The organism is Micromonospora sp. NPDC049645, from assembly GCF_040675155.1.
Lineage (GTDB): Bacteria > Actinomycetota > Actinomycetes > Mycobacteriales > Micromonosporaceae > Micromonospora.
On record NZ_JBFAOI010000028.1, the window covers coordinates 1 to 21,925 of the forward strand.

The following is a 21,925-nucleotide window of genomic DNA, read 5'->3' on the forward strand; positions in this document are numbered from 1 at the left end:
AGGCCGTACCCCTGCTGCTCCTGCCGCTCTGGGCCGGGGTGACCGTGGGCGGGCTGCTCGCCCCGACGGGGGAGCGGCTGGGCCGCCGAGGGTACGCGGCACTGCTGGGCCTGGTCGGCGTCACGCTGGCCGGGGGTGCCCTGCTCCGGCACCCGGCCGGGTTCGTGCTGCTCGCGGTGGCGTTCGGTGCCGCGCAGTTGGCCACCGTGCTGGCCGACGCGCGGCTGCAGGCCCAAATCACCGGGACCAGCCGCGCCACCGTCACATCCCTGGCCGGGATGGCCACCGACGTGCTGATCGTCGCGACGTACGCCGGTTACGGCCTGCTCGCCACGTTGGCCGGCAACGCGGTGGCGTTCGCGCTGACCGCCGGGGCGTACCTCGTGGTGGCGCTGGTGCTGCTGACCCGCCGCCCGCGCCGGACGGTCGTGCCCACCGGCGTCGTCGCGGCTGCCGTGCCCGGCCGGGACTGACGCGGTCCGGCGGCGGCCGGTAGAGGCCGCCGCCGGACGGCCCGGTCAGCCGGCCAGGTGGATGAACGACCACTGGTGGCCGTCGAGGTCCCGGAAGCCGCGCATGTACATCGGCCCATTGGCCGTCCCCGGCCCGAGCGACTCGCCACCGGCGACCGCCGCCTGGTCGACCAGCTCGTCGACCTGCCGCCGGCTCTGCGCCGACAGCCCGACGATGACCTCCCGGCTGGTCGCCGTGTCCGTGGTGGCGACGCCGGTGAACCGCTCGAAGCCCGAGCGGAGGTGCAGCACCAGTCGGGTGCTGTCGGAGACGGTGAGCACCATGCTGTCGCCGTCCGGGTCGGCCTGGTCGCTGGTGAAACCGAGCGCCCGGTAGAACTCGATGGCGGTGTTCAGGTCGCGCACCGGCAGGTTGATGAACGTCATGGTCATCGGCGGTCTCCATCCGTTTCGAGCAGCTTCTCCCGGGGGAAGGTCGGGCCGGCCCTCGACGCGCCGGCAGCGCCGAAGCCGCAAACGTCAGGGCTGCTCACCGTCGAGGTAGACCCACCGGCCGTCCTCGCGAACGAACCGGCTCCGTTCGGTCATCGTGCCGGGCCGGCCCGCGTCCCGGTAGTGGGCGTGGAACGTCACCGTGCCGGCGGTGTCGAGCAGGCCACCCCGCTCGGTCTCGACGATCTCCAGCCGGGTCCATCGCTGCCCCGGGTCGAGCTCCAGCGAGGTGGGCCGGGTCGACGAGTGCCAACTGCGCAGCAGGTAGCCGGTGTCGCCGAGGGCGAAGGCGCTGAACCGGGAGCGCATCAACGCCTCGGCCGTCGTCGGTGCGTCGCCGCCGTGCGCCGGGGCGCAGCAGTCCGCGTACGCCCGGCCGGAGCCGCACGGGCAGACCTGCCCCGTCGTCGCCTTCGCCCGCCGGCGTCCCGCACTCTTGCCCACGTCAGAGCCAGCCCGAGCGGCGGAACAGGCGGTACAGGAACAGGGCTGCCGCCGCCATCAGGGCCAGGGCCCCGGCGTAGCCGTAGCGCCAGGCCAGCTCGGGCATGTGGTCGAAGTTCATGCCGTAGATGCCGGCGATGCCGGTCTGGGTGGCCGCGATGGCCGCCCAGGCGGCGATCTTGCGCATGTCGTTGTTCTGCTCCACGGCGAGTTGCGCCAGCCGCGACTGGACGATCGAGGTGAGCAGGTCGTCGTACGCGGCCACCCGATCCACCGCCCGGCTCAACCGGCCGTCGACGTCGACGAACCAGCGGTGCAGGGCGCGGGGCGGGCCGTCGGGTTCGAGCAGCGTACGCATCGGCGCCTGCAACGGCAGGACCGCCCGCTTGAACTCCACCACCTCCCGTTTGAGCTGGTAGATGTGCTGGATGTCGGCGGTGCGGTCGCGGGCGAAGACCGCCTCCTCGACCCGTTCCAGGTCCCGTTCCACGTGCCCGGCCACCTCCAGGTAGCTGTCGACCATGCGGGCGCAGACCGCGTACGCCACCGCCCACGGTCCGGCGGCCAGCAGCGCGGGGCGGCGCTCGATGTCGGCGCGGACGCTGCGCAACGCCCCGGCGGCGCCGTGCCGCACGGTGATGGCGAACCGGTCGCCGAGCAGCACCATGACGTCCCCGGTGTCGATCACCTCGGAGGTGTCGGTCAGCTCGTCGTGCTCCACGTACCCGGCGGTGCGCAACACCAGCAGCGTGACCGGCCCGTGCCGCTGCACGGTGGGCCGGTGCCCGTCGGCGAGCGCCTGTTCGACGGTCAGCTCGTCGAGGCCGAAGGTCTGGCCGACCGCGGCGAGCACGGCCGGGCCCGGATCGTGCAGGCCCAGCCACACGAACGCGTCGCGGCCGTGCCGAGCCCGGGCGTACGCGTCGGCGTAGTGGCGTTGACCGGGCTCCCGGCGGCCGTTGACGTAGACGGCGCAGTCGACCACGGCGTCCGGGTTGGACCGGCGCGGGGTGGGGGAGTCGGCCTCGACCCGTCCGAGCAGTCGGCGGGCCAGGGCGCGTACCCCTCGACCGGCCCGGTCCCGTACCGCTGGCTGATCCACCGCGTGCCTCCCCGTCGCCGGCGCACCACCTCGATCAGGGGATGGTGCCACCGCATTCTGCCGAGCGGCGTCCGGCTCCCGACAGCGGGGCGGTGACACAGGCGTGCGGGCGGTACCGCTCAGGCGTGCGGCCCGGCTCAGGCGGTGCGGGTGGCGAAGACGACGACGTTGTCGACGTAGTTGCCGGTCGCGGCGTCGAATCGGCCGCCGCAGGTGATCAGGCGCAACCCGGCGGTGTCCGCGGGGCCGTAGACCAGTGCGGTGGGGAAGTGTTCCTTGGGGTACGCGCGGACGTCGTCCACGGTGAACGTGGCGACCCGGGCGTCGGCGCGGGTGACCTGGACCTGCTGCCCGGCGCGGAGCCGACCGAGGTCGAAGAAGACCGCCGGCCCGGAGGGCGAGTCGACGTGTCCCACCAGGACGGCGTTGCCGGTCTCGCCGGGGCTGACCCCGTGCCGGTACCAGCCGGCGAGGGTGGGCCGGTCCAGTGGCGGCACCTCCAGCACCCCGGCGGGGTCCGCGCCCACCGGAACGATGTCGGCGCGCACGTCGATGGCGGGGATCTGCACCCGCACCGGCGCGGCGTGCGGCAGCGGCGCCAGGTCGGGTGCGGGGTGGGTGCGGGTCGGCGCGTCGACCGACGGTCGTGGTGGCCGCGTCGGGTCCGCGCCGAGGCCGACGGTGATCAGCCCGAGCCCGGTCACGCCGAGCAGGGCGACCACGGCCGGGAGGGTCCGCCGCGACCACATTCGGGCACCTCCGTACGGGTTCGTCGGGGTGCCCGCACCGGTGTCACCGGCGCGGGCACCCGTCTCAGGGATGGAACGGCCGCCGATCAGGCGACAGTGGACACCGGTCGACGCCGGCGGATCAGGATCACCGCGCCGGCGAGGGCGGTGCCGAGCAGCGTGCCGCCGGCGGCGAGAGCGCCGGAGTCACGGTTGTCGCCACCGGAGCCGGCCGGTGCGCCGCCGATCGGGGTGACGGCGAATGTGGCGGTGCCGGCCGAGCTGCCGTCGCCGCAGGTCGCCGTCACCGTGTACGTGCCCAGGGTGAACCCGGCGGTGAAGAGTTCGGCGCTGAGTCCGCCGCCGGCGGCGGCCGTGGTGGATCGGACGTTCTGGTCGCGGTTGGGCCCGGTGACCCGGAAGATGGCGTCACCCGACTTCGGGTTGCAGGTCGTCGCGGTGAGCACGACGGTCCCACCGACCGGGGTGGTGGCCGGTGACACCGTGGTGTCGGCCAGTGCGGCGCCTGGCAGCAGGAGCGTGCCGAGGCCGACGCCGAGCGCCGCCGAGCAGAGTGCTGTTGAGACCTTCATACGCGTCTTCCCTCACTTTTCGTCCGCTGACTGCGTGGGACGTCGTTCGGGTGGCCAACTCCGTGACTAGCACCGGTGTGCCCAACACTAGGTGGGTTGGGTCCTCGATCAGGTGAAAATGAGAAATCCTCGTTGCCGTCACGTGTCCACCCGAAGGCGGGGAGAGCTGCGGGCTGTCGCCGCTGGGCCGATGGCGAGGTATTCGTCGTGATGAGGGGCTCGTCGGGCGACGCGCGACCGGGCGCGACGGTGTGGCAGCGTGGTGCGGGTGACCGATTCCGCCCCGCTCGACGTCGACCTCGCGCTGCTCGGTGGCGGTGGCGCGGCCTCGTTGCTGCTCGCCGCCCTGGACCGGCACGGCGTGCGGGATCTGCGCATCGCGATCCTCGACCCGGTGCGCCGACGCGGTCAGGACCGCACCTGGGCGTTCTGGGGCCACCCGGACACCGACCTGGACCCGCTGCTCAGCGCGAGCTGGCAGCAGGTCGAGGTGGCGACGGCGGCGCGACGTCGCGTCCTGGACCTCACCCCGCTGCGGTACGCCATGCTCCGCTCCGGCCCGGTCTACGACCGGGCTGCCGAGGCCGAGCGCCGGCTGAACGCCACCCGGATCGTCGCGCCCGCCGACACGGTGCGCGACGATGGCGCCCGGGTGCTGGTGGGCACCGGCGACGGGCGCACCGTACGGGCCCGTTGGGTGCTCGACTCCCGCCCCCGCCCGCCGGCGCGGGCGGGGCGAACGACCTGGTTGCAGCACTTCCGCGGGTGGTGGTTGGAGGCCGACCGGCCGGTGTTCGACCCGGCGCGTGCGGTGCTGATGGATTTCCGTACCCCGCAGCCGCCCCGGGGCGTCTCCTTCGGGTACGTGCTGCCGGTAAGCGACCGTTACGCCCTGGTCGAGTACACCGAGTTCTCGCCGGACCTGCTCAGCGACGCCGGGTACGACGCGGCGCTGGCCGGCTACCGGGATCTGCTCGGGCTGGATCCGGCCAACCTGCGGGTGCGCGAGGTGGAGAACGGGGTGATCCCGATGACCGACGCGCCGTTCCCGGCCCGGCCCACCCCCCACGTGGTCCGGCTCGGCACGGCCGGTGGCGCGACCCGCCCGTCCACCGGTTTCACCTTCTCCGCCATGTACCGCCAGGCCGACCAGGTGGCCCGTGCCCTCGCCGCGGGACGGGCGCCGGTGCCCGCGCCGGCGTATCCGCGTCGGCACCGCTGGATGGACGCGGTCGCGTTGCGGGCGCTGGACCGGGGCGGGGTGGGCGGTCCCGACTTCTTCGACCGTCTCTTCGACCGCAATCCGGCCGAACGGGTGCTGCGCTTCCTCGACGGCGGCACCACCCCGGCCGAGGAGGTGGCGATCATGAATTCGACCCGGCTGCTACCGATGGTCGCCGCGACCGCCGGTGATGCCGCGCACCGCCTCCGCGACCGGCTGCGCCCCACCCGGCCCGCGCCGGCCGTCCCGCCCGCCGTGGTGGGCGACGCTCTCGGCTCGGAGACCGACGCGGGTGGAGCGCCGAGCCGGACCTGACCGGCGTCGTCTGTCAGCGCCCGGTAGGTTGCCGGGCATGGTGGACGCGACAGCCGGCAGGGGCGTACAGATCTGGACCGACGGGGCGTGCAGTGGCAACCCCGGGCCGGGTGGTTGGGGTGCGCTGCTGCGCTACGGCGATCACGAGCGTGAGCTGTGCGGCGGTGAGGCGACGCCCACCACGAACAACCGGATGGAGCTGATGGCGGCCATCCAGGCGTTGGAGAGCCTGAACCGGCCGGTCACCGTGGAGCTGCACACCGACAGCACGTACGTGCGCAACGGCATCACCAGTTGGTTGGCGTCGTGGAAACGCAACGGTTGGCGTACCGCCGCGAAGCAGCCGGTGAAGAACGCCGACCTGTGGCAGCGGCTGGAGGCGGCCTGCGAACGCCACGAGGTCACCTGGCTGTGGGTCAAGGGGCACAACGGGCACCCGGAGAACGAGCGGGCCGACGGGCTCGCCAACAAGGGCATGACCGAGGCGCGGGCCGCGCTGGCCAGCCGCTGAGCCGGGCGCGGCCGAGCTGACCGTCGCTCAGCGGGTCGCGTCGGGGTGCCCCGGCATGCTCGACCCGCCGCCGCTGCTGCCGGACGAGCCGCCGGCGACACCCGAGTTGTCGGGCTCGGTCACGATGTCCGGCCGAACGTCGGTGTCCGCTGGCGCGGGGACCTCGGTGTCCGCCTCGACCTGCACCAGTGGCGCCTGGCCGGCCTCGTCCTCGCTGTGCTGCGGGTCGCCCGGCTGCTCACCTTGACGATTTCGGTAGCCCACGCCGTGCCCCCCGTCGATGCCGGTCCGCGTCGGCGCTGGCTACCCGGCGTCGTCCCGGCCGAAACCTGACGATCAGCGGCGGCGGCCCCGGCGGGCGGGCGCGGCGGACCGGGCCGGCTGGCGGACCGGGGTGAGCGGCAGCGCCGACCAGTGCGTCGGGCGGGTGAGTGTCTGCGGCAGTGCGGTGCGCGTGTCACCCCGGGCGGCGTCCACCTGGGTCTGGTGCAGGAAGAGAGCGCGCCGCAGGTCCGCGCCCCGCAGGTCGGCCCCGCGCAGATCCGCGCCGGTGACGTCGGCCAGGCTCAGGTCGGCCCCGCGCAGGTCCGCGCCGATGAGCAGCGCCCCGCGCAGGTTGGCCCGGCGCAGGTCGACGCGGCGCAGGTCCACCCCGAGCAGCTGCGCGCCCCGCCGGTCGGCGCCGCCGGGGGCGCGGGCCGCGTCGCTGGCCCGGGACAGCAGCGGGTTGACCCGGTCCCGGTGGGCGGCGACGTCCACCGCGCGAAGCTGCCCCGGGTCACCCCCGGTGAGCGTCATGGTCTCGGCGCGGGCGCGTTCCAGCTCGTCCCGCAGGTCGGCCGGGGGGCGCAGGGCCAGCGCCTCGGTGACGTACCAGAGCAGTTCGTGCAGCGGTCGCAGCACCGCGAACGCCTCCGCCATCGCCGGCAGCGTCTCCGGCGCGTCCCGCCAGTCCCGCCCGCCGAAGGTCACCTGGGCGACCTGCTGCCCGGCGCCGAAGCAGTCGAACACCGTGCAGCCGGGGAAGCCGCGTTGCCGCAGCTCGGTGTGGATGCCGCAGCGGTGGTCGGGGCGCAGGTTGGGGCAGGGTGAGCCGGCCGGCTTGTCGATGGCGAAGTCCGCCGACACGGCGAAGGCGGGTACCACGCAGCACAGCCCGAAGCAGCGGCCGCAGTCGGCGCGCAGCTGCGCCGCCGCGGGCGGCGGTGCGGTGCCGGATGACACGCCGACGGTCCTCCTGGTGATCGGGTGGGACCACCATTGTTTCCCGGGCCGGGACGACCGGGCCGGGCGGGGTCACCGTGCGTGCGTGTCACCGGCCGTCGCGGGGCGGGGCGTCGGGGTGCGGGCGTCGCCGGGAGGCGGCACCAGTCGGCGGATGTCCCGCTCGCCGTCGCCGTGCCCGTACTTCTGGTCGAAGTGACGTCTCACCACGGCGGCCGGGGTGCGGTCCCCGTCGGCGGGCTCGGCCAGCGCGAACACCCCGGGTGCGGCTCCGGGCGCGCGGGGCGGCAGCACGGCGCGCACCGTCAGTGGTCCGGTCACCCGAAACCCCCGGCAGTCGACGTGGTGCTGCCCATCCACCGTCACGTACGGCACGCGCACCTCGACCACGTCCGACTCGTCGTGGCGCAGCGTGACCGTGACCGACCAGTACCGGTCGAGGTCGAGGGTGGCCTGTTGGTGCTCCCACAGCTCCTCGAACCGGGCGTGCACGAACCCGCCCCACGGGCTGTCCATGTCCACCTCCAGCTGCGGCACGTTGAACGACAACTTGCCGATCGGGAAGAACGAGATCAGCGCCCGCCCGTCCCACTGGTAGAGCTGGATCGAGGGGGACGCGTCGTAGAGCCGGACCTGGAGGCGGTGCCGCAGCCGCGAGTCGAGCGCGTCGGCGAAGGCGGCCAGGTGGCGCAGGTTGGTGCGGATCTGCCGGGGCACGTCGACCCGTTGCCGTTCCAGCTCCTCGGAGCGCTGCTGGGCGGCGGTGCAGTCCGGGTCGAGCAGGAGCAACTGCACCTGGGCGCCGTTGGCGAGCGCCGCGCGTACCGCGTTCAGCGTCTCCTCGCGGTGCCGTTGCTCGAGCAGGATCGTCCAGGTGTCGAGGATGCGCACCCGGCGACCGGAGCGGTGCAGCCGCGTCACGAACGCCTGCCGGTCGAAGCTCAGGTGCTCCTGCACCCGCGCCTTGCGGGCCTCCTCGAACATCGGGTCGAAGATGACGTACGAGATGGCCGCGAGGACCACGCTGGCCCCGAGGTTGAGCAGCAGGTCGCTGAGGAAGCCGGTGCTGCGCCAGGCGGCCAGCAGCATGACGACGGCGGTCGCGAACAGCGCTCCGCCGACGACGAAGGCGCGTCGTTGCCGGCCGCTCCGACCAGCCCACTCGGGCATCCGGTCCCCTTCCGCCGTCGGTCGGCACACCACCCCCCGGTGATCACCGGAATTCGGAGGATACGTGCCCGCTTTGCCGTGCGCTGTCCCGTTCGGGACCGGTCAATCCGCTGCGGGTACCAGTTCCACCGCTCATGGGGTGACGGTAACGGAGTCATGCGAACACACAGGGTGGCGGGGTGGGTGAGGTGGGTGGTCAGACCGACCGCCAGTCGTCGTTGGTCAACGCCGCGGCCTGGGGGCCCATCAGCAGCATGCCGCCGTCCACCGGCCAGGACGCGCCGGTGACGTAACCGGCGGCCGGGGAGGCGAGCAACGCGACCACGGCGGCCACCTCCCGGGCGTCGCCGGGCCGCCCCAACGGCACGCCGGGCCGAACCTGGGTGAACGGGTCGACATCCTCCTGACCGGTCATCGGCGTGGCGATCTCACCGGGGGCGACGGCGTTGACGGTGATCCCGTCGGCGGCCAACTCCTGCGCCATCACCCGGGTCAGCAGTCCGAGCCCGCCCTTGGCGGCGCAGTACGCTGCGGAGCCCACCCGGGGCGCGTGCTCGTGCACGCTGGTGATGTTGATGATCCGTCCGCCGGCGCCGGTGGCCCGCATCCGTCGCGCGGCCCGCTGGGCGCACAGGAAGGGCGCGTCCAGATCGACGGCGAGCACCTCCCGCCACTGCTCCCACCCGGTCTCGACGAACGGCGTCGACCCGCCGGTGCCGGCATTGTTGACCAGCACCCCGATGCCGCCCAGCCGGTCGGCCAACTCGTCCACCACCGCCGCCGCGTCCGGCAGCCGGGTCAGGTCCACCTCGGCGACCTCGCAGCGCCGCCCGGTCGCGCGGACCTCGGTGGCCGTCCGCCCGGCGCCGTCGGGATCGCCGTACCAGGTGATGCCGATCTCGAAGCCGGCGTTGGCCAGGGCCACCGCGCAGGCCTTGCCGATGCCGGAGTCCGCGCCGGTGACGACGGCGATCCTCGGGTAGTTCTCGTATCGCTGCGGCATGGTGCCGCACTACCCCGGGCAGGGCCGACCCAACCGCCCGCCAGCCCACGACGGACACGGGGACCCTGACTGATCCGCCGACCGCGTACCGTCGGCGGACGGGGCATGGCCGGCGTCGCCGGCTGGTTCGCCGAGACGTTCCCCGGCTACCGCCACCTCGTCTCCGGCGACATGGCCTGACCGCTGTCGCCACCGAGCGTCGGGGCACGGAAACGGGGTGCGGTGGCGGTGAGTACCGCGGCGGTCGTCGGGGCGGCCCACCCGTCGGTCAGCTCGGTCACCAGGGTGGCGACCAGCCGGGCCATGGTCGGCTCGGCACCCGGGTGCAGCGCCTCGGCGACGATCAGCACGGACGAGGTGCCGGCCCGCACGGCGGACCAGCCGCTCTGCCGGTTCGTCCACCGCCGGGCGTGCGCGCGCCCGGCGGAGTCGACGAAGGTCACCTCGCCCGGTTCGGGATTCTCGGTGTCACCGGCGAAGCTCAGGTACGTCTCGTCGCCGTGCGCCGGCCGGACCACCAGGTCGCCATCGACCCGGTCCAGGTCGAGCGCGGCGACCGGGATGGCGTACGCGGCCGAGACGGCGTTGCAGAGGTCGACAAGTGGGTGCACCCGGGGCAGCTCGCCGTCCAGGCGTAACCGGCGCAGCAGCGCCTCGGCGGCGCACCGGTATTTGGTGGGTCGCAAGCCCATGGCCGCGTACGCCCGCCGCCACGCCTGGATCTCCGGGAACCCGCTCTCGGCCCCGCCGGCGGTCAACCGCCGTCGGGCCTCGGTGAGATAGCCCGCCGTGCGTCCCGCCACGTCGGCGGTGGCGGTGATGTCGGACGCCAGCACCACTCCGGCGACCAGGTCGGGGTACGCGTCGCGAAGCTGCGGTGAATGGTGAAACTGCACTGTGGTCCTATCGGTCGGTGAGGGCGAGGGTCAGGCCGAGCGCGACGAAGGTGCCGGCGGCGGATCGGCGCAGCCAGTCGGTGACCGTGGGTCGGGTCAGCACCCGGTCGCGCACCCGGGCCGCGAAGATGCCGTAGCCGCTGAACACCACGAAGGTGAGCAGCATGAACACCGCGCCGCAGCCGAGCATCGCCCGGGTCGAGCCCGACCCCGCGGTGTCCACGAACTGCGGTAGGAACGCGACGAAGAACATCGTCGGCTTCGGGTTGAGCAGGTTGACCAGCACCCCGGAGACGATCACCCGGAGCGCCGAGCGGGGTGGGGCGTCGGTCGTCACCGCGAAGGCGCTGCGGTCGTGCGCGGTGGACCAGGCCAGCCAGAGCAGGTAGCCGACGCCGAGGTACTTGACGGTCTCGAACGCCGTGGCGCTGGTCTGCAACAGCGCCGCCAGCCCGGTCATGGCGGCCAGCAGGTGCGGCAGCGTCCCCAGTGTGCAGGCGAACGCGGCAAGCACCCCGGCGCGCGCGCCCCGGGACAGGCCGGCGGAGAGGGTGAAGATCACCCCGGTGCCGGGGGTGACCACCACGATCAGCGTGGTGATCAGGAACGGGATGGTCACGGTCGTCCTCCGGCGGAGTTGGCAGGTCTGGCTCCTGTTCACTCTGCTGCCACAATGGTCCGATGGGCAGAGCCAAATCGATGGCCTCTGAGAGGTCCATAACGGCCGGATCCGACTTCCTGCACCTGACCATCGCCGACGCGCCGCCGGGCGGGCGCGCCGACTGGCTGACCGACCAACTACGGCAGGCCATCGCGCACGGGCGCGTGCCGGTCGGTGACCGGCTGCCCCCCACCCGGGTGCTCGCCGCCGACCTCGGGGTGTCCCGGGGCGTGGTCACCGAGGCGTACCAGCGCCTGACCGAGGAGGGGCACGTCGCCGGTCGGGGCCGGGCCGGGACGTTTGTCGTCGCCGCACCGGCCGCGACCACACCAGCCCCGAGCGCCGCGCCGGCACCGGTCGCGACCTTCCCGCCGACACCGGGCACCGACATCTTCGACGCGGTACGCGCGGCGCCCGCGACCATCGACCTGACACCCGGCGTACCCGACCTGACCGCCTTTCCCCGCGCGGACTGGCTGCGCGCCGAACGGACCGTGCTGCGCCGCCTCGCCGCGGCCGACCTCGGCTACGGCGACCCGTGCGGCGCGCCCGCGCTGCGGCAGGCCGTCGCCGCCTGGTTGGCGCGCAACCGCGGTATCAGCGTCGACCCGGTCGGGGTGATCATCGTGGCCGGCGTCTCCCAGGCGCTCGGGCTGCTCGCCCAGGCACTCACCGCCGCCGGCGTCGACCGGGTCGCGGTCGAGGACCCGGGCTCGCTCGGCGTGCGGCAGCACCTGAACAACTGGCGGGTGGACACCCCGCCGATCGCCGTGGACGACGCCGGGCTACGGGTCGACGAGTTGGCCGCCAGCGGCGCACCGGCGGTGATGCTCACCCCCGCGCACCAGTTCCCGACCGGCGTGGTGCTCGACGGCGACCGCCGCCGCCACCTCGTCGCCTGGGCGCGGGCCGGCGGTCTGATCATCGAGGACGACTACGACGCCGAGCACCGCTACGACCGTGCACCGGTGCCGGCGCTGCGGGGCGTGCTGCCCGAGCAGGTCTGCTACGCCGGCAGCGTGTCCAAACTGCTCGCCCCCGCGCTGCGGGTCGGCTGGCTGCTCGTGCCGGCGCGACTGCGCGCGGCGGTGGTGGCCGCCAAACGCAACGCCGACCTGGGCAACGCCGTGCTGCCGCAACTCGTGCTGGCGGAGCTGATGGCCTCCGGCGCCTTCGAGCGGCACCTGCGGCTGCTGCGCCGTCGACACATCCGTCGGCGGGACGCGATGATCGCCGCGCTGGCCCGTACGCTGCCATCGGCGACGGTGCACGGCGCCGCAGCCGGTCTGCACCTGATGATCACGTTGGACGACGCGGTGGTGGACACCGAACTGGCGGCGGCGACGCTGACCCGCGGGGTGAAGGTGCAACCGCTGTCCTGGCACTGCCAGCGGCCCTACCGACCGGGCCTCGTGCTCGGCTACGCCGCCCGTACCGGCACTGAGATCGAGGACGGCGTCACCGCGATCGCCGCCGCGCTCGGCTCCGGCTAGGACGACCCGACCCACTGTGCGCACCGGCGTATCCTTCGCCCGTGGGACTGCGGTTCGAGACGCGTGGGTCCGACTCGCCGTGGGTCGACACCGTGTGGACCTGCACGAGCGAACAGGTCACCGCGATGACGTCCGTCGCGGGGGTGCGCTGGGGCCTGGTGTTCTGGGAGCAGGCCGGCCGGTCGTACGCGAGCGTCACCGGTCCCGAGACCCGGACCGGCACGGCACCGGTGCCGGAGGGCGCGACCTTCACCGGCATCGAATTCGCCGTGGGCACCGCGTTGCGGGCCGTGCCCACGACGGCGCTGGTCGACGGCGGCATCGAGCTACCCGACACCACGCGCCGGACGTTCCGGCTGGACGGCACGCGCTGGGAGACGCCCGGCCCCGACGACGCCGAGGCCCTGGTCGACAGTCTCGTCCGGGCCGGGACCGTGGTCCGTGACCCGATCGTCGCCGAGCTGCTGCGGGGTCACCGCCCGGCCGTCTCGGAGCGCACCGTCGAACGCCGGTTCCGCGCCGCGACGGGACTGACGCGCGGCGCGGTCCGGCAGATCGAGCGGGCCCGTACGGCGGCGGAGCTGCTGGCCACCGGCGACCCGGCCGCCGACGTGGTCGCCAAGCTGGACTACTTCGACGAACCGCACCTGGCCCGGGCGCTACGCTCCTACGTCGGCCGCACCGTCCGGCAACTGCGCGAGGGCGCCGACGGCGCGATCGCCCTCGACCTGGATCAGCGCTTGACGTCGTAGACCAACTTGAGGATCCCGTTCGAGTAGCTCTCGGACTCCCGCAGCGTCAGCATGTGCTTGTCCCGGTCGGCCCGGCCGAACAGGCTCTTACCGGCACCGAGCAGCACCGGGAAGACGAGCAGGTTGTACTGGTCGATCAGACCCTCATCGGACAGCCGTCGGGCCAGCTCCGCACTGCCGTGGATGAAGATCGCGCCGCCCTCGCCCTGCTTGAGCGCCGCTACGTCTCCGGTGGAGCGCAGAATCGTCGTCGGCCCCCACCCGTCGACGAGCGCGTCGTCGGAGAGCGTGCTCGACACCACGTACTTGGGCAGCTCCCGGTAGCTGGCGTGATCCTCCGAACCGGGCCATACCGGCGCGAACGCCTCGTAGCTGCGACGGCCGAACATCAGCGCCGTCGTGTCGGTGAGCTCCTCGCCCTTCAGCGACCATGCCTCCGGGACGAACTCGAGATCCTTGAACACCCAACCGCCGCTGCTGTGCTCCTCACCCGGCCCGCCGCCGGGCGAGTCCACGACGCCGTCGAGCGACATGAAACCGGTGTAGACCAGGTCGCGCACTATTGTCTCCTCATGCTCGGGCGGGCTGCCGGGTTCACGTTAGATCGCGGACGCGGCGCTGTCTTGGACGAAAACGACAGCGGGGTCCGGACGAGTCGCCGCCCTGATGGCCGCGATGATCGGGCCCAGGTCAGCCCAGGAACAGCTGGACGAGGACCAGCACGGCGAGCAGCGCCGGCCCGCGCGAGCCCTGCCGCAGCAGGTCGACCGGGATCATCCCGAACGGGGTGTTCACCGTCGCGCCGCCGTAGTCGATCGGTGGGCGGGTGCCGGCCCGGAACGCGGCGGCCACCACCCCGAGCGCCAGCGTCGGCGCCAGCCAGGCCGGCCCCGGGTCGACCGTCGGCAGGGTCAGCGACCACCACAGGCCCGCGCCGACGGCCGGCACCACCACGTGGACGCCGCGCAGCAGGTTGTCGCTGCCGCCGAGCGCCCGGCGCAGACCGGGTGAGCGGCTGACCGCCCGCAGGCCGCCGGTCAACCGGTCGGCGGCGAGGTACGCGAACACCACCTGCGCGGCCCCGGCCAACCCGGGCAGGGCGAGCGCCGCCGCGTACTGCACCCCGATCAGGGCCGCCCAGATCAGCACGGCGCTCGGGTGCCGACGCAGCCGGCGTACGTCGGCCTGCAGCAGCGCCCACCAGGCGGGGCCGGGCCGGAACCGGCGGCTGCGAACCCGGCCGATCCGACGCCAACGGCGGCTCTCCACCAGGCCGGCGAGCAGGCTCGGATCCAGCAGGATCGTCGCCGTGGCGGCGGCGTTGGCGAACTGCGCGCCGGTGGTCAGCGTGGCCCGGTCGACCCGGGGCAGCGCGCGTACGGCGAGGATCGTGCCCACGCCCGCGAGGGGCACCGCGGCGGCGAACAACGCGACGGTCGGGGTCGTGGTCGGCCGGGGCAGCCCGTCGCCGAGGCGACCGACGAGCACCACCAGGGCGGTGATCACGGCCGCCGCCACCATCGGCACCGCCCCGGCCAGCGTCGGCCAGCGTCGCCCCGACCGGCTGCTCTGGGCGACGACGCTGAGCGCCAGCGCGCCCGCACCCCACCCCGCACCGGCCGCTGCCGCCCAACCCAGGGCGACCGGATCGCTGACCCCGCCGAGCGCCGCCACGGCCACCCCGAGCGCCGCGGTGCCGACCGCCGCCCCCACCAGCAGCAGGACGAAGCGTGGCGCCAGCCAGGCCCGACGGTCGACCGGCGCGCTGGTCGCCCAGCTCTGCGTCGCCGGGGTGACCAGCAGCGGGCCGAGCGCGCGCAGACCACGCCAGGCGAGCCCCGCGCCGGCCAGCAGCGCGGCGACCGCCAGCCACCACCGCACGCCCGGCTCGGCCCGCCCCACCGTGGGAGAGTCCAGCAGGTCGCGGCTCGCGCTGATCGCGAACCAGCCGTACATGCCCACGAACAGGACCATGACGTACGCGTCGCCGAGCACGTCGCCCAGCGAATGGTCGTGGTGCCGGCTGCGGGCCCGGCGCAGGTGCGAACGCACCTGCCGGGCGGTGGGCACCCCGGCGGGCGTGTCGGCGATCGTGGCCGGCCCGGCGGTCACTTGCCGATCTCGATGCGCTCGTCGACCACCGCGTCGATCAGCTCCGGGTCGTGCGAGGCCAACAGCACCGCCGTGCCGGCGGCCCGTTCCCGGAGCAGCCGGTCGGCGAGCCACTGCCGCCCGCGTACGTCCAGCCGCTGCTCGGGCTCGTCCAGGATCAGCACCCGGCGGGGCCGGACGAAACAGGACGCCAGCGCCAGCCGTCGGCGCTGACCGCTGGACAGCGTCACCGGCAGCTGGTCGCGGGCCGGCTCCAGACCCAGCTCGGCGAGCACCTCCTCGACCGGCTCGGCGTCGCCCCCGTGGGCGTACGCGACCAGCTCCAGATGCTCGACCACGGACAGGTCGGGAAAGAAGTCGATGTCGTCCAGGGCTGCCGCCACCAGCGCCCGCACCTGCGGGTCGGTCTCGTCGGCCCGGCGGCCCTGCACCAGCACCTCACCCGAATCCGGCCGGTCCGCGCCGACGACACAGCGCAGCAGGGTGGTCTTGCCACTGCCGTTCGGGCCCAGCACCACCGCGATCCGGCCCGCCGGGAGCGTGAAGCTCACCTCGTCGAGCACGACCAGGTTGCCGACGTTACGGCTGAGTCCTCGAACCGAGAGCGCGTCCACGATCACAGAGTCTCCCAGAGCCCTGCCACCGGCCAACCCGAGCGACCTACGTCACGCTGCGGTCGGCGTCGTCGTCGAGTCGGGCGTCGGCGGCGGCCAACCCCTGCTCGTCGGCGACCTCCTCGGCCACCGCCGCCGCGTCCGCCCAGTGCCGCCGCGCGTCGGCCTGGTCGCCCAGCGCCGCGCAGGCGTCACCCAGGTAGAGCAGGGTGCGTGCCAGCCCGGCCGTCGGCCGCGTCTCCTCGCGCAGCCGGCGGCTCTCGGCCAGCAGCTCGTACGCCGCCCGCGCCTGCCCCGGGGTGCTGCTCAGCAGTGTCGCCCCGGCGTTGAGCAGTGCCGTGGCCCGGCTGGTCGGGTCGTTCACCGACTCGTACTCACGCAGGGCGGCCCGCCACGCCTGGGCGGCGTCCAGGTGCTCGCCGAGCGCCGCGTGCACCAGCACCAGGTTGGTCAGCGCCGCCGCGTACCCGCGTGCGTCACCCACCGACCGGAACGTGTTCGCCGCCCGCACCAGGTGGTGGTGCGCGGTGTCCGGTTCGCCCCGGGCCAGCTGTGCCGCGCCCAGGCCCAGGTCGGTGAGGGCGTGTCCGGGGCGGTCGGCGCCGGAGCGGTGCCGGCGGGACATCTCCAGGTGCTCCACCGCGTCGTCGAGCTGCCCCAGGTCGAGCAGGGCCAGACCGAGGTTCATCCGCGCCTGGGCGTTGCCCCGCCGTCCACGTTCGTTGACCGCGAGGGTGAGCGCCGCCGCCGCCCCCTGGGGGTCGTGCCGACGCCGACGCAGCACGCCCAGCTCGTTGTGCGCCCACCCGGCGATCTCCGGGCGGTCGTCGGCGGTCGGGGTGGCCAGCACGGTACGGCAGACCTGCTCCCACTCGTCGAGCCGTTCGGCGTACGCCAGCCACCCGCACAGCGCCACGGCCAGCCGGAACCACCACCGGCGGACCCGCCGGGGCAGGGTCTCCTTCGCGCCGGCGGGCACCCGCACCACCGCCAGCAGCAGCTCCTGGTGCAGGTCGAACCAGCCGTACGGGTCGTCGTCCAGCGGCAGGGACCACTCCCGGTCCGCCGGGGAGCCGAGCACCGCCAGGTTGGCCGCGTGCCGTTCGGCCCGGCGGGCCAGGTGCCGGGTCAACCGGGCCTGCGCGGCGACCCGGGCCCGAGCCGGATCCGCGTCCCGCAGGTGCAGTCGGGCGCTGCCGGCCAGCAGCGGACGGATCTCGTACCGGTCGCCGGGCGCGCCGACCACGAACGCCGCGGCGGCCAACCGGTCGAGCAGCGCGGTCACCAGCTCCGGGTGCCGCCCGGCCAGCGCGGCGATGGTCGGCCGGTCCACCGGTGCGGGGACCAGCGACATCAGCCGGTACAACCGTCGGGCCTCGCGGGGCAACGCCCGGTACGCGACGTCCCGTTCGGTGACCAGGCGGGCCGCCGGCGAGACGGCGAGCCGCTGGTGCGGCGGCGTCCGCACCGCCCGACGCAGCGCGTCCAGCACGTCGGAGTGCCGCCAGCCGTGCTGGGCGGTGCGGTAGCCGAGCGCGCGGACGGTGCGCGGTTGCCGGCCGCACAGATCGACGATGTCGCGTACCGCCGGATCGGTGCGGGGGTCGGCGCGCCGGACCCGGGCGGCCGGCGCGGCCCCACCCGCGGTCGCGAACAGCTCCACCGCCTCGGACGTGCCCGGTTCGGCGATCCAGTGCGCGACCACACCCTCCAGACCGACAAGCGCCGGACCGCCGGCGAGCAGCAGCCGGCAGGTGCGCGCGGTGGGCGGCAACAGGGGACGGACCTGGTCGGGACGGTCGACGTTGTCCAGCACCAGCAGGATCTTGCGGCCGTCGAGCTGGCCGCGCAGCGCGTCCGCGGCGACGGCGAGCGCGTCCCGCCGGCCGGAGGTCGGCGGGACGGTGCCCAGGATCCGGGCCAGCGCGGTGAGCACCTGCCGGGCCGAGCGGGGTCGGCCGCGCCGTCGCAGGTCCAGGTAGTACTGCCCGTCCGGGAAGTCCGCCCGGCATTGGTTGGCGGCCTCCACCGCGCACGCCGAGGTGCCCACCGCGCGTCGGCCCAGGACCGCCACCGCGTGCTCCCGGGCGAGCAACCCGACGACGGCATCGACGTGCTTGCCGCGACCGGTGAACTCGGCGGTGTAGGGCAGGGTCGGCGCCCCGGTGGCCGGTGCGGTGAGCACATCGGTCGGTTCGGGGTCGACCTCCGGGCCGATGCGGCGACGGCGCACCTCGTACGTCACGTAGCCGGCGACGCCGCCGACGGCCAGGATGATGGTCGCCGGCCCGAGAACGTTCGCCGCCAGCTCGGAGAGCAGATTGCCGACCAGGTTGCTGCCCACGTTGGCCAGGACGCTGCCGACCACCCCGCCGATGGCGATCAGCGCCGGCCAGCGTGAGCCGCCCCGAGCGCCGCCCGGCCCGGTCACCGGACCCCTCCGGAGACGAGCCCGGCGACCAGGTGCCGCCGGGAGAGCACCACGAGCACCACCGGCAGCACCGAGGCGAGCACCGAGCTGGCGGCCAGCGCGCCACTGTTGCTGACGAAGCTGCGGGTCTGCTCGGCCAGGAACGGCCCGAGCGGCGACGCCCCCGGCCCGCCGAACAGCCGACCCACCACCAGGTCGTTCCAGACCTGGACGAACTCCAGCACGCCGACCGCCACCACCGCCGAACGGTTGTGCCGGGCCAACCGGCGCAGCGTGTGCCACCACCGACGCCCGCCCAACCGGGCGTCGCGTACCTGCTCGACGGGCAGGTCGGCGAACGCGTTGCGCAGCACCAGCACCGCGAACGGCACGCCCAACGCGACGTGCACCAGGGCCAGGCCCCGGGGCGTGCCGGAGGAGAGCACCAGGCCCAGCACCTCGTTGACCGGCCCGGCGATGACCTGGATCGGCACGACGCTGGCCGCCAGCAGCAGCAGCCCGGTGGCCTGCGCCGCCGGGCCGGTCAACCAGGCCAGCGGGTACGCGGCCAGCAGCGCGACCACCAGCACCGTGGCGGTCACCGCGGTGGCCAACACCAGCGTGAAGGCCAGCGTGCGCCACAACTCGCTGCCGGTGACCAGGTCGCGGTAGGACGCGGCGTTCGGGGGCGCCGACCACCAGCCGCGCGCGGCGGCGTCCACCCTGCCGTGCGCCGACGTGGCGACCAGCACCGCCAGCGGCACCAGCCAGGCGATCGCGGCACCCGCCGCGAGCAGTCGGAACACCCGCCGGGGCGGAGTGACCGGGCCGGGCTCCGGTGTCGCCTCGACGCGCGGCGGCGGCCACGCCTGGCGGACGAAGAGCGCGGCCACCATGATCCCGCCGACGACCGCCACCAGCCACACCACGCCGAGCGCCGCGCCGTCGCCGGTGGTGGTGCCGCCGGACGTCTGCCAGATCCGCAGCGCGAGCACGGACGCCTCGTCGCGGACCGAACCGGGGGTCATCACCAGGATGAGGTCGAAGGTGCGGCTGGTGCCGACCGCCACCAACGCGAAGACCACCGCGGTCGTGCGCAGCAGCAGCGGCCGCCACTGCGCGTCCCACAGCACGTGGCGACGCCCGCCGCCGTAGGCGCGGACCGCGTCGGCGAGACTCGGCGGCACCGCGTCCAGCGCGGACCGGAACACCAGCACCGCCAACCCGACCCAGGCCCACACGAACGCCGACATCAGCGCGACGGTGACCATCCCCGGACCCAGCAACTGCGGCGCGTCGTCGACCGATCGGCCGGTCAGGCGGGTGGCGACCAGGGTGGCCAGCCCCCGGCTCGGGTCCGGGTCGTACATCAGCCGAAAGGTGACCCCGGTGACGACCAGCGGCAACGCCACCGGCACCAGGAGGATCAACCGGACCAGGCCGCCCTCCTGGGAGCGGCGGGACGCGGCGGCGAGCAGATAGCCCAGGGCCGTCACCACCGCCGGCACCACCAGCGCCCAGAGGAGCGTCCGGCCGACCACCGCGCCGGTGCCCGGAGCGGCGAGCGCGTTGCGGAAGTGCGCCGCGCCGACCCAGTGGCCGCCGGTGGTGACGCTGGCGTGCACGGTCCGCAGCACCGGCCAGAGCACCAGCCCGCCGAGCAGCACCGCGGCCGGCAGCAGCAGTGCCGAGGTCGCCCCCGCCGCCGGATACGCCCGGCCCCGTCGGGCCGGCCCCACGTCGTCGAGGACCGCCAGCTCGCCGAGGACCCGTACCTGGCTCATCGGCCGCCTCCCGCGCTGGCGGCCGCCGCGGCGAGCAGGCCGGTGGCCCGGCGGATCGCCTCGCTGGCGCGCACGCCGTCGGTGACGTCGGCGAAGAAGCCCTGCATGATCCGCCAGATGCCGACCCCGTCCGAGCCGGTGAACGCGCCGGGCAACTGGTCGGACAGGTCGAAACGGAGGGTGCCGGGGGCCCGCATCTCCAGGGCGAGCCCCTGGCCGACGCCGTCGGTGTAGCTGGTGATCGGAACGTTCGTGTTGGGGGAGAGGTAACCGCCCTCGCGCAGCCACGGCTGGAACGAGTCGGCCCTGGTGAGCCACTCGACCAACTCGACCCCGCCCCGGGCGCCGGCGAACGCCACGGCCGCGTCGCCGCCGACGATCAGCGGGCCGCCACCCGCCCGGGTGCCCGGGAACCGGAACGTGACCGGCGCCTCCGGCCCACGTCGGAACGGGCCGACGACGTCGGCGGTGAAGTCGGCCCCGAGCAGCATCACCGCCCGTCGGGTGTGCACGACCTGGATCACCGCCTCCTCGTACTGGGTGAGCAGGGCACGACGGCCCCCGCCGACGAACGCGCCGTCGATGCTCCAGAGCCCGGCCAGCCGGTCCAGGGCCTCCTGCACCGGCTTGCCCTGCCAGTCGGCGTCCGGTCGGGCGAGGGTGTCGTAGCCGCCGGGCGCCACGTCGGCCAGGACGTTCTCGAACCAGTCGGTGAGCACCCAGCCGTCCGCGGCGCCGATGGCCAGCGGTGCCGGGCCGCCGTCGCGTCGGGCACGCGCCCCGAGCTCCCTGGTCCGCTGGACCAGCGCGTCCCAGTTGGCCGGCCGTTCGGGCAGCATCGAGGGCAGGTGCCAGACCAGCGACTTGTGCGCCGCCTTCACCCAGACGCCGTAGCGCTGCTCCTCGGCCGTCAGCAACTCGCCCAGCCCGGCGGGTACGGCGTACTCGCCGGACGGGCGCACCGGGCTCAGCCAGCCGCGCTGGGCATACTCGGTGACCAGGCCGGGGCGCGGCAGGATCGCCACGTCCGGGCTGGTGCCGGCCAGGTGCCGGGCGCGCAGGAACGCGTCGATGTCGTTGCCGGCGCTGACCACCTGCACCGGGGCGGGGTAGCCGGCGAGCACGTCGCGGAACCGGTCCAGCTCGCTGGTGCTCCACACCACCACGACCTGCACCGACCGGGCCCCGCCGGAGCAGCCGGTGGCCAGGGCGGTGGCTCCCGCGGCGGCGGCGCGCAGCAGCGTACGACGGCTGGCTCGGACGGTCGGCCTCATCGGGTCGCCTCGCTCGGCTCGGTGACCAGCTCGTGCCGCACCGGGATCTCGGCCAGGGTGGCCGGGTCGGCGGTGCAGACCAGCACCGCCACCCCGGGGGCGTCCGGTGGGGACAGCCGGGGCATCAGGTCACCGAGGCGGCTGTCGCCCGCCGAGCCGGCCGGCAGGTCGACCACGAGCACCTCGGGCAGGCAGGCCGCCGCTCGGGCGAGCGCCACCCGGAACCGCTGGGCCGCCGAGATCTGGTGCGGAAGCAGGGCCAGCGACAGCGCCAACTCGAGCCGGTCGACCACGGTGGCCGTCCAGTCGTTGGCCACCTCGTGCACCCGTTCGCGTTTGCGTTGGCCGTACTCGATGTTGCGCCGCACGGTGAGTTGCGGCAGCAGTGCGCCACCGGCGGGCACGTAGCCGATCTGCCGACGTGGCGGCGGCAGGGCGGTGACGTCCCGGTCACCGACCAGGATGCGACCGGTCACCGGCGGGGCGAGCCCGGCCAGCACCCGGGCCACCGCGGTGCCGAACCGGGGCGGCGCCACCAGGGCGGCGAGCGTGCCGGCGGGAACGTCGAGGGTCACCGGCCCGGTGCCGGGGACGGCGACCAGTGCGCGTAGCCGTAGCGTGACCCTCACCTCCGGTGACCGTTGACGACCGT

Annotated in this window: 22 protein-coding genes and 1 pseudogene; 5 read left to right on the forward strand and 18 right to left on the reverse strand. The window is 74.5% G+C overall.

The window, feature by feature from the left end; all coding sequences use genetic code 11:
- Nucleotides 1-473, forward strand: a pseudogene (locus tag AB0J33_RS30320) (hypothetical protein); the annotation flags it as partial.
- Nucleotides 474-518: 45 nt separating this feature from the next.
- Here AB0J33_RS30320 and AB0J33_RS30325 read toward each other — a convergent pair.
- The 5 genes from AB0J33_RS30325 to AB0J33_RS30345 all read right to left on the reverse strand — a co-directional run bounded on the left by AB0J33_RS30325 (nucleotide 519) and on the right by AB0J33_RS30345 (nucleotide 3,832).
- Complete coding sequence (locus AB0J33_RS30325) at nucleotides 519-905, reverse strand: VOC family protein (protein ID WP_363618422.1); 387 nt, start codon at nucleotides 903-905, stop codon at nucleotides 519-521.
- Between the two features lie 87 nt (nucleotides 906-992).
- Nucleotides 993-1,409 (reverse strand): YchJ family protein, encoded by a 417-nt coding sequence (locus AB0J33_RS30330; RefSeq protein ID WP_363618424.1) that lies wholly within the window; start codon nucleotides 1,407-1,409, stop codon nucleotides 993-995.
- Between the two features lies 1 nt (nucleotide 1,410).
- On the reverse strand, nucleotides 1,411-2,511 hold the full coding sequence (locus AB0J33_RS30335; RefSeq protein ID WP_363618426.1) for a magnesium and cobalt transport protein CorA: 1,101 nt from the start codon (nucleotides 2,509-2,511) through the stop codon (nucleotides 1,411-1,413).
- 137 nt (nucleotides 2,512-2,648) lie between these two features.
- On the reverse strand, nucleotides 2,649-3,260 hold the full coding sequence (locus AB0J33_RS30340; protein ID WP_363618428.1) for a class F sortase: 612 nt from the start codon (nucleotides 3,258-3,260) through the stop codon (nucleotides 2,649-2,651).
- A gap of 86 nt (nucleotides 3,261-3,346) precedes the next feature.
- Nucleotides 3,347-3,832 (reverse strand): hypothetical protein, encoded by a 486-nt coding sequence (locus AB0J33_RS30345; RefSeq protein ID WP_363618430.1) that lies wholly within the window; start codon nucleotides 3,830-3,832, stop codon nucleotides 3,347-3,349.
- Nucleotides 3,833-4,100: 268 nt separating this feature from the next.
- Here AB0J33_RS30345 and AB0J33_RS30350 point away from each other — a divergent pair, with 268 nt between their 5' ends.
- Together AB0J33_RS30350 and rnhA are read left to right on the forward strand one after the other, a co-directional pair.
- Entirely contained in the window at nucleotides 4,101-5,369 is a 1,269-nt protein-coding gene (locus tag AB0J33_RS30350; RefSeq protein ID WP_363618432.1) for a lycopene cyclase family protein, read from the forward strand.
- Between the two features lie 37 nt (nucleotides 5,370-5,406).
- Nucleotides 5,407-5,880, forward strand: a complete 474-nt coding sequence (gene rnhA, locus AB0J33_RS30355; protein WP_363618434.1) for a ribonuclease HI — start codon at nucleotides 5,407-5,409, stop codon at nucleotides 5,878-5,880.
- A gap of 27 nt (nucleotides 5,881-5,907) precedes the next feature.
- Here the strand turns inward: rnhA and AB0J33_RS30360 are convergent, their stop codons facing one another.
- The 6 genes from AB0J33_RS30360 to AB0J33_RS30385 all read right to left on the reverse strand — a co-directional run bounded on the left by AB0J33_RS30360 (nucleotide 5,908) and on the right by AB0J33_RS30385 (nucleotide 10,792).
- Nucleotides 5,908-6,144: a preprotein translocase YidC gene (locus AB0J33_RS30360; protein WP_363618436.1), complete on the reverse strand. Its 237-nt coding sequence runs from the start codon at nucleotides 6,142-6,144 to the stop codon at nucleotides 5,908-5,910.
- Between the two features lie 72 nt (nucleotides 6,145-6,216).
- Nucleotides 6,217-7,104, reverse strand: a complete 888-nt coding sequence (locus AB0J33_RS30365; RefSeq protein ID WP_363618438.1) for a pentapeptide repeat-containing protein — start codon at nucleotides 7,102-7,104, stop codon at nucleotides 6,217-6,219.
- A 72-nt stretch (nucleotides 7,105-7,176) separates the two neighbouring features.
- Complete coding sequence (locus AB0J33_RS30370; RefSeq protein WP_363618440.1) at nucleotides 7,177-8,274, reverse strand: DUF5919 domain-containing protein; 1,098 nt, start codon at nucleotides 8,272-8,274, stop codon at nucleotides 7,177-7,179.
- A 196-nt stretch (nucleotides 8,275-8,470) separates the two neighbouring features.
- Nucleotides 8,471-9,277, reverse strand: a complete 807-nt coding sequence (locus AB0J33_RS30375) for an SDR family oxidoreductase (protein ID WP_363618442.1) — start codon at nucleotides 9,275-9,277, stop codon at nucleotides 8,471-8,473.
- 146 nt (nucleotides 9,278-9,423) lie between these two features.
- Nucleotides 9,424-10,173 (reverse strand): phenylalanine--tRNA ligase beta subunit-related protein, encoded by a 750-nt coding sequence (locus AB0J33_RS30380; protein ID WP_363618444.1) that lies wholly within the window; start codon nucleotides 10,171-10,173, stop codon nucleotides 9,424-9,426.
- Between the two features lie 7 nt (nucleotides 10,174-10,180).
- Nucleotides 10,181-10,792 carry a LysE family translocator gene (locus AB0J33_RS30385; RefSeq protein WP_363618446.1) on the reverse strand — a complete coding sequence of 204 codons (612 nt, stop codon included), beginning with the start codon at nucleotides 10,790-10,792 and terminating at the stop codon, nucleotides 10,181-10,183.
- A gap of 80 nt (nucleotides 10,793-10,872) precedes the next feature.
- Between AB0J33_RS30385 and AB0J33_RS30390 the strand changes: the two genes are divergently transcribed.
- Nucleotides 10,873-12,327 (forward strand): PLP-dependent aminotransferase family protein, encoded by a 1,455-nt coding sequence (locus AB0J33_RS30390; protein WP_363618448.1) that lies wholly within the window; start codon nucleotides 10,873-10,875, stop codon nucleotides 12,325-12,327.
- Nucleotides 12,328-12,368: 41 nt separating this feature from the next.
- The gene (locus AB0J33_RS30395; RefSeq protein ID WP_363618450.1) at nucleotides 12,369-13,079 is read left to right on the forward strand and encodes a helix-turn-helix domain-containing protein; all 711 of its coding nucleotides are present in this window, start codon (nucleotides 12,369-12,371) and stop codon (nucleotides 13,077-13,079) included.
- On the opposite strand, the gene AB0J33_RS30400 is transcribed toward AB0J33_RS30395, so the two are convergent.
- From AB0J33_RS30400 to AB0J33_RS30430, 7 genes are all read right to left on the reverse strand, one after another.
- Nucleotides 13,061-13,639: a dihydrofolate reductase family protein gene (locus tag AB0J33_RS30400; RefSeq protein WP_363618452.1), complete on the reverse strand. Its 579-nt coding sequence runs from the start codon at nucleotides 13,637-13,639 to the stop codon at nucleotides 13,061-13,063. The two genes, AB0J33_RS30395 and AB0J33_RS30400, sit on opposite strands and share 19 nt — an antisense overlap.
- 130 nt (nucleotides 13,640-13,769) lie before the next feature.
- Complete coding sequence (locus AB0J33_RS30405; protein ID WP_363618454.1) at nucleotides 13,770-15,191, reverse strand: DUF6297 family protein; 1,422 nt, start codon at nucleotides 15,189-15,191, stop codon at nucleotides 13,770-13,772.
- Nucleotides 15,188-15,811 (reverse strand): ABC transporter ATP-binding protein, encoded by a 624-nt coding sequence (locus AB0J33_RS30410; protein ID WP_363618456.1) that lies wholly within the window; start codon nucleotides 15,809-15,811, stop codon nucleotides 15,188-15,190. The genes AB0J33_RS30405 and AB0J33_RS30410 overlap by 4 nt, the downstream gene beginning before the upstream one ends.
- 40 nt (nucleotides 15,812-15,851) lie before the next feature.
- Nucleotides 15,852-18,236 carry a tetratricopeptide repeat protein gene (locus tag AB0J33_RS30415; RefSeq protein WP_363618458.1) on the reverse strand — a complete coding sequence of 795 codons (2,385 nt, stop codon included), beginning with the start codon at nucleotides 18,234-18,236 and terminating at the stop codon, nucleotides 15,852-15,854.
- Nucleotides 18,233-19,999, reverse strand: a complete 1,767-nt coding sequence (locus AB0J33_RS30420; protein ID WP_363618461.1) for a hypothetical protein — start codon at nucleotides 19,997-19,999, stop codon at nucleotides 18,233-18,235. The genes AB0J33_RS30415 and AB0J33_RS30420 overlap by 4 nt, the downstream gene beginning before the upstream one ends.
- Nucleotides 19,996-21,273: a hypothetical protein gene (locus AB0J33_RS30425; RefSeq protein WP_363618463.1), complete on the reverse strand. Its 1,278-nt coding sequence runs from the start codon at nucleotides 21,271-21,273 to the stop codon at nucleotides 19,996-19,998. The genes AB0J33_RS30420 and AB0J33_RS30425 overlap by 4 nt, the downstream gene beginning before the upstream one ends.
- Complete coding sequence (locus tag AB0J33_RS30430; RefSeq protein ID WP_363618465.1) at nucleotides 21,270-21,902, reverse strand: ATP-binding cassette domain-containing protein; 633 nt, start codon at nucleotides 21,900-21,902, stop codon at nucleotides 21,270-21,272. The genes AB0J33_RS30425 and AB0J33_RS30430 overlap by 4 nt, the downstream gene beginning before the upstream one ends.
- Nucleotides 21,903-21,925: the final 23 nt, after the last annotated feature.

Excerpts from the sequence above, each read along its gene's own strand:
- AB0J33_RS30325 (WP_363618422.1), bottom strand. The coding sequence starts at position 905 with ATGACCATGACGTTCATCAACCTGCCGGTGCGCGACCTGAACACCGCC.
- AB0J33_RS30340 (WP_363618428.1), bottom strand. The coding sequence starts at position 3,260 with ATGTGGTCGCGGCGGACCCTCCCGGCCGTGGTCGCCCTGCTCGGCGTG.
- AB0J33_RS30345 (WP_363618430.1), bottom strand. The coding sequence starts at position 3,832 with ATGAAGGTCTCAACAGCACTCTGCTCGGCGGCGCTCGGCGTCGGCCTC.
- rnhA (WP_363618434.1), top strand. The coding sequence starts at position 5,407 with ATGGTGGACGCGACAGCCGGCAGGGGCGTACAGATCTGGACCGACGGG.
- AB0J33_RS30370 (WP_363618440.1), bottom strand. The coding sequence starts at position 8,274 with ATGCCCGAGTGGGCTGGTCGGAGCGGCCGGCAACGACGCGCCTTCGTC.
- AB0J33_RS30375 (WP_363618442.1), bottom strand. The coding sequence starts at position 9,277 with ATGCCGCAGCGATACGAGAACTACCCGAGGATCGCCGTCGTCACCGGC.
- AB0J33_RS30390 (WP_363618448.1), top strand. The coding sequence starts at position 10,873 with ATGGCCTCTGAGAGGTCCATAACGGCCGGATCCGACTTCCTGCACCTG.
- AB0J33_RS30420 (WP_363618461.1), bottom strand. The coding sequence starts at position 19,999 with ATGAGCCAGGTACGGGTCCTCGGCGAGCTGGCGGTCCTCGACGACGTG.
- AB0J33_RS30425 (WP_363618463.1), bottom strand. The coding sequence starts at position 21,273 with ATGAGGCCGACCGTCCGAGCCAGCCGTCGTACGCTGCTGCGCGCCGCC.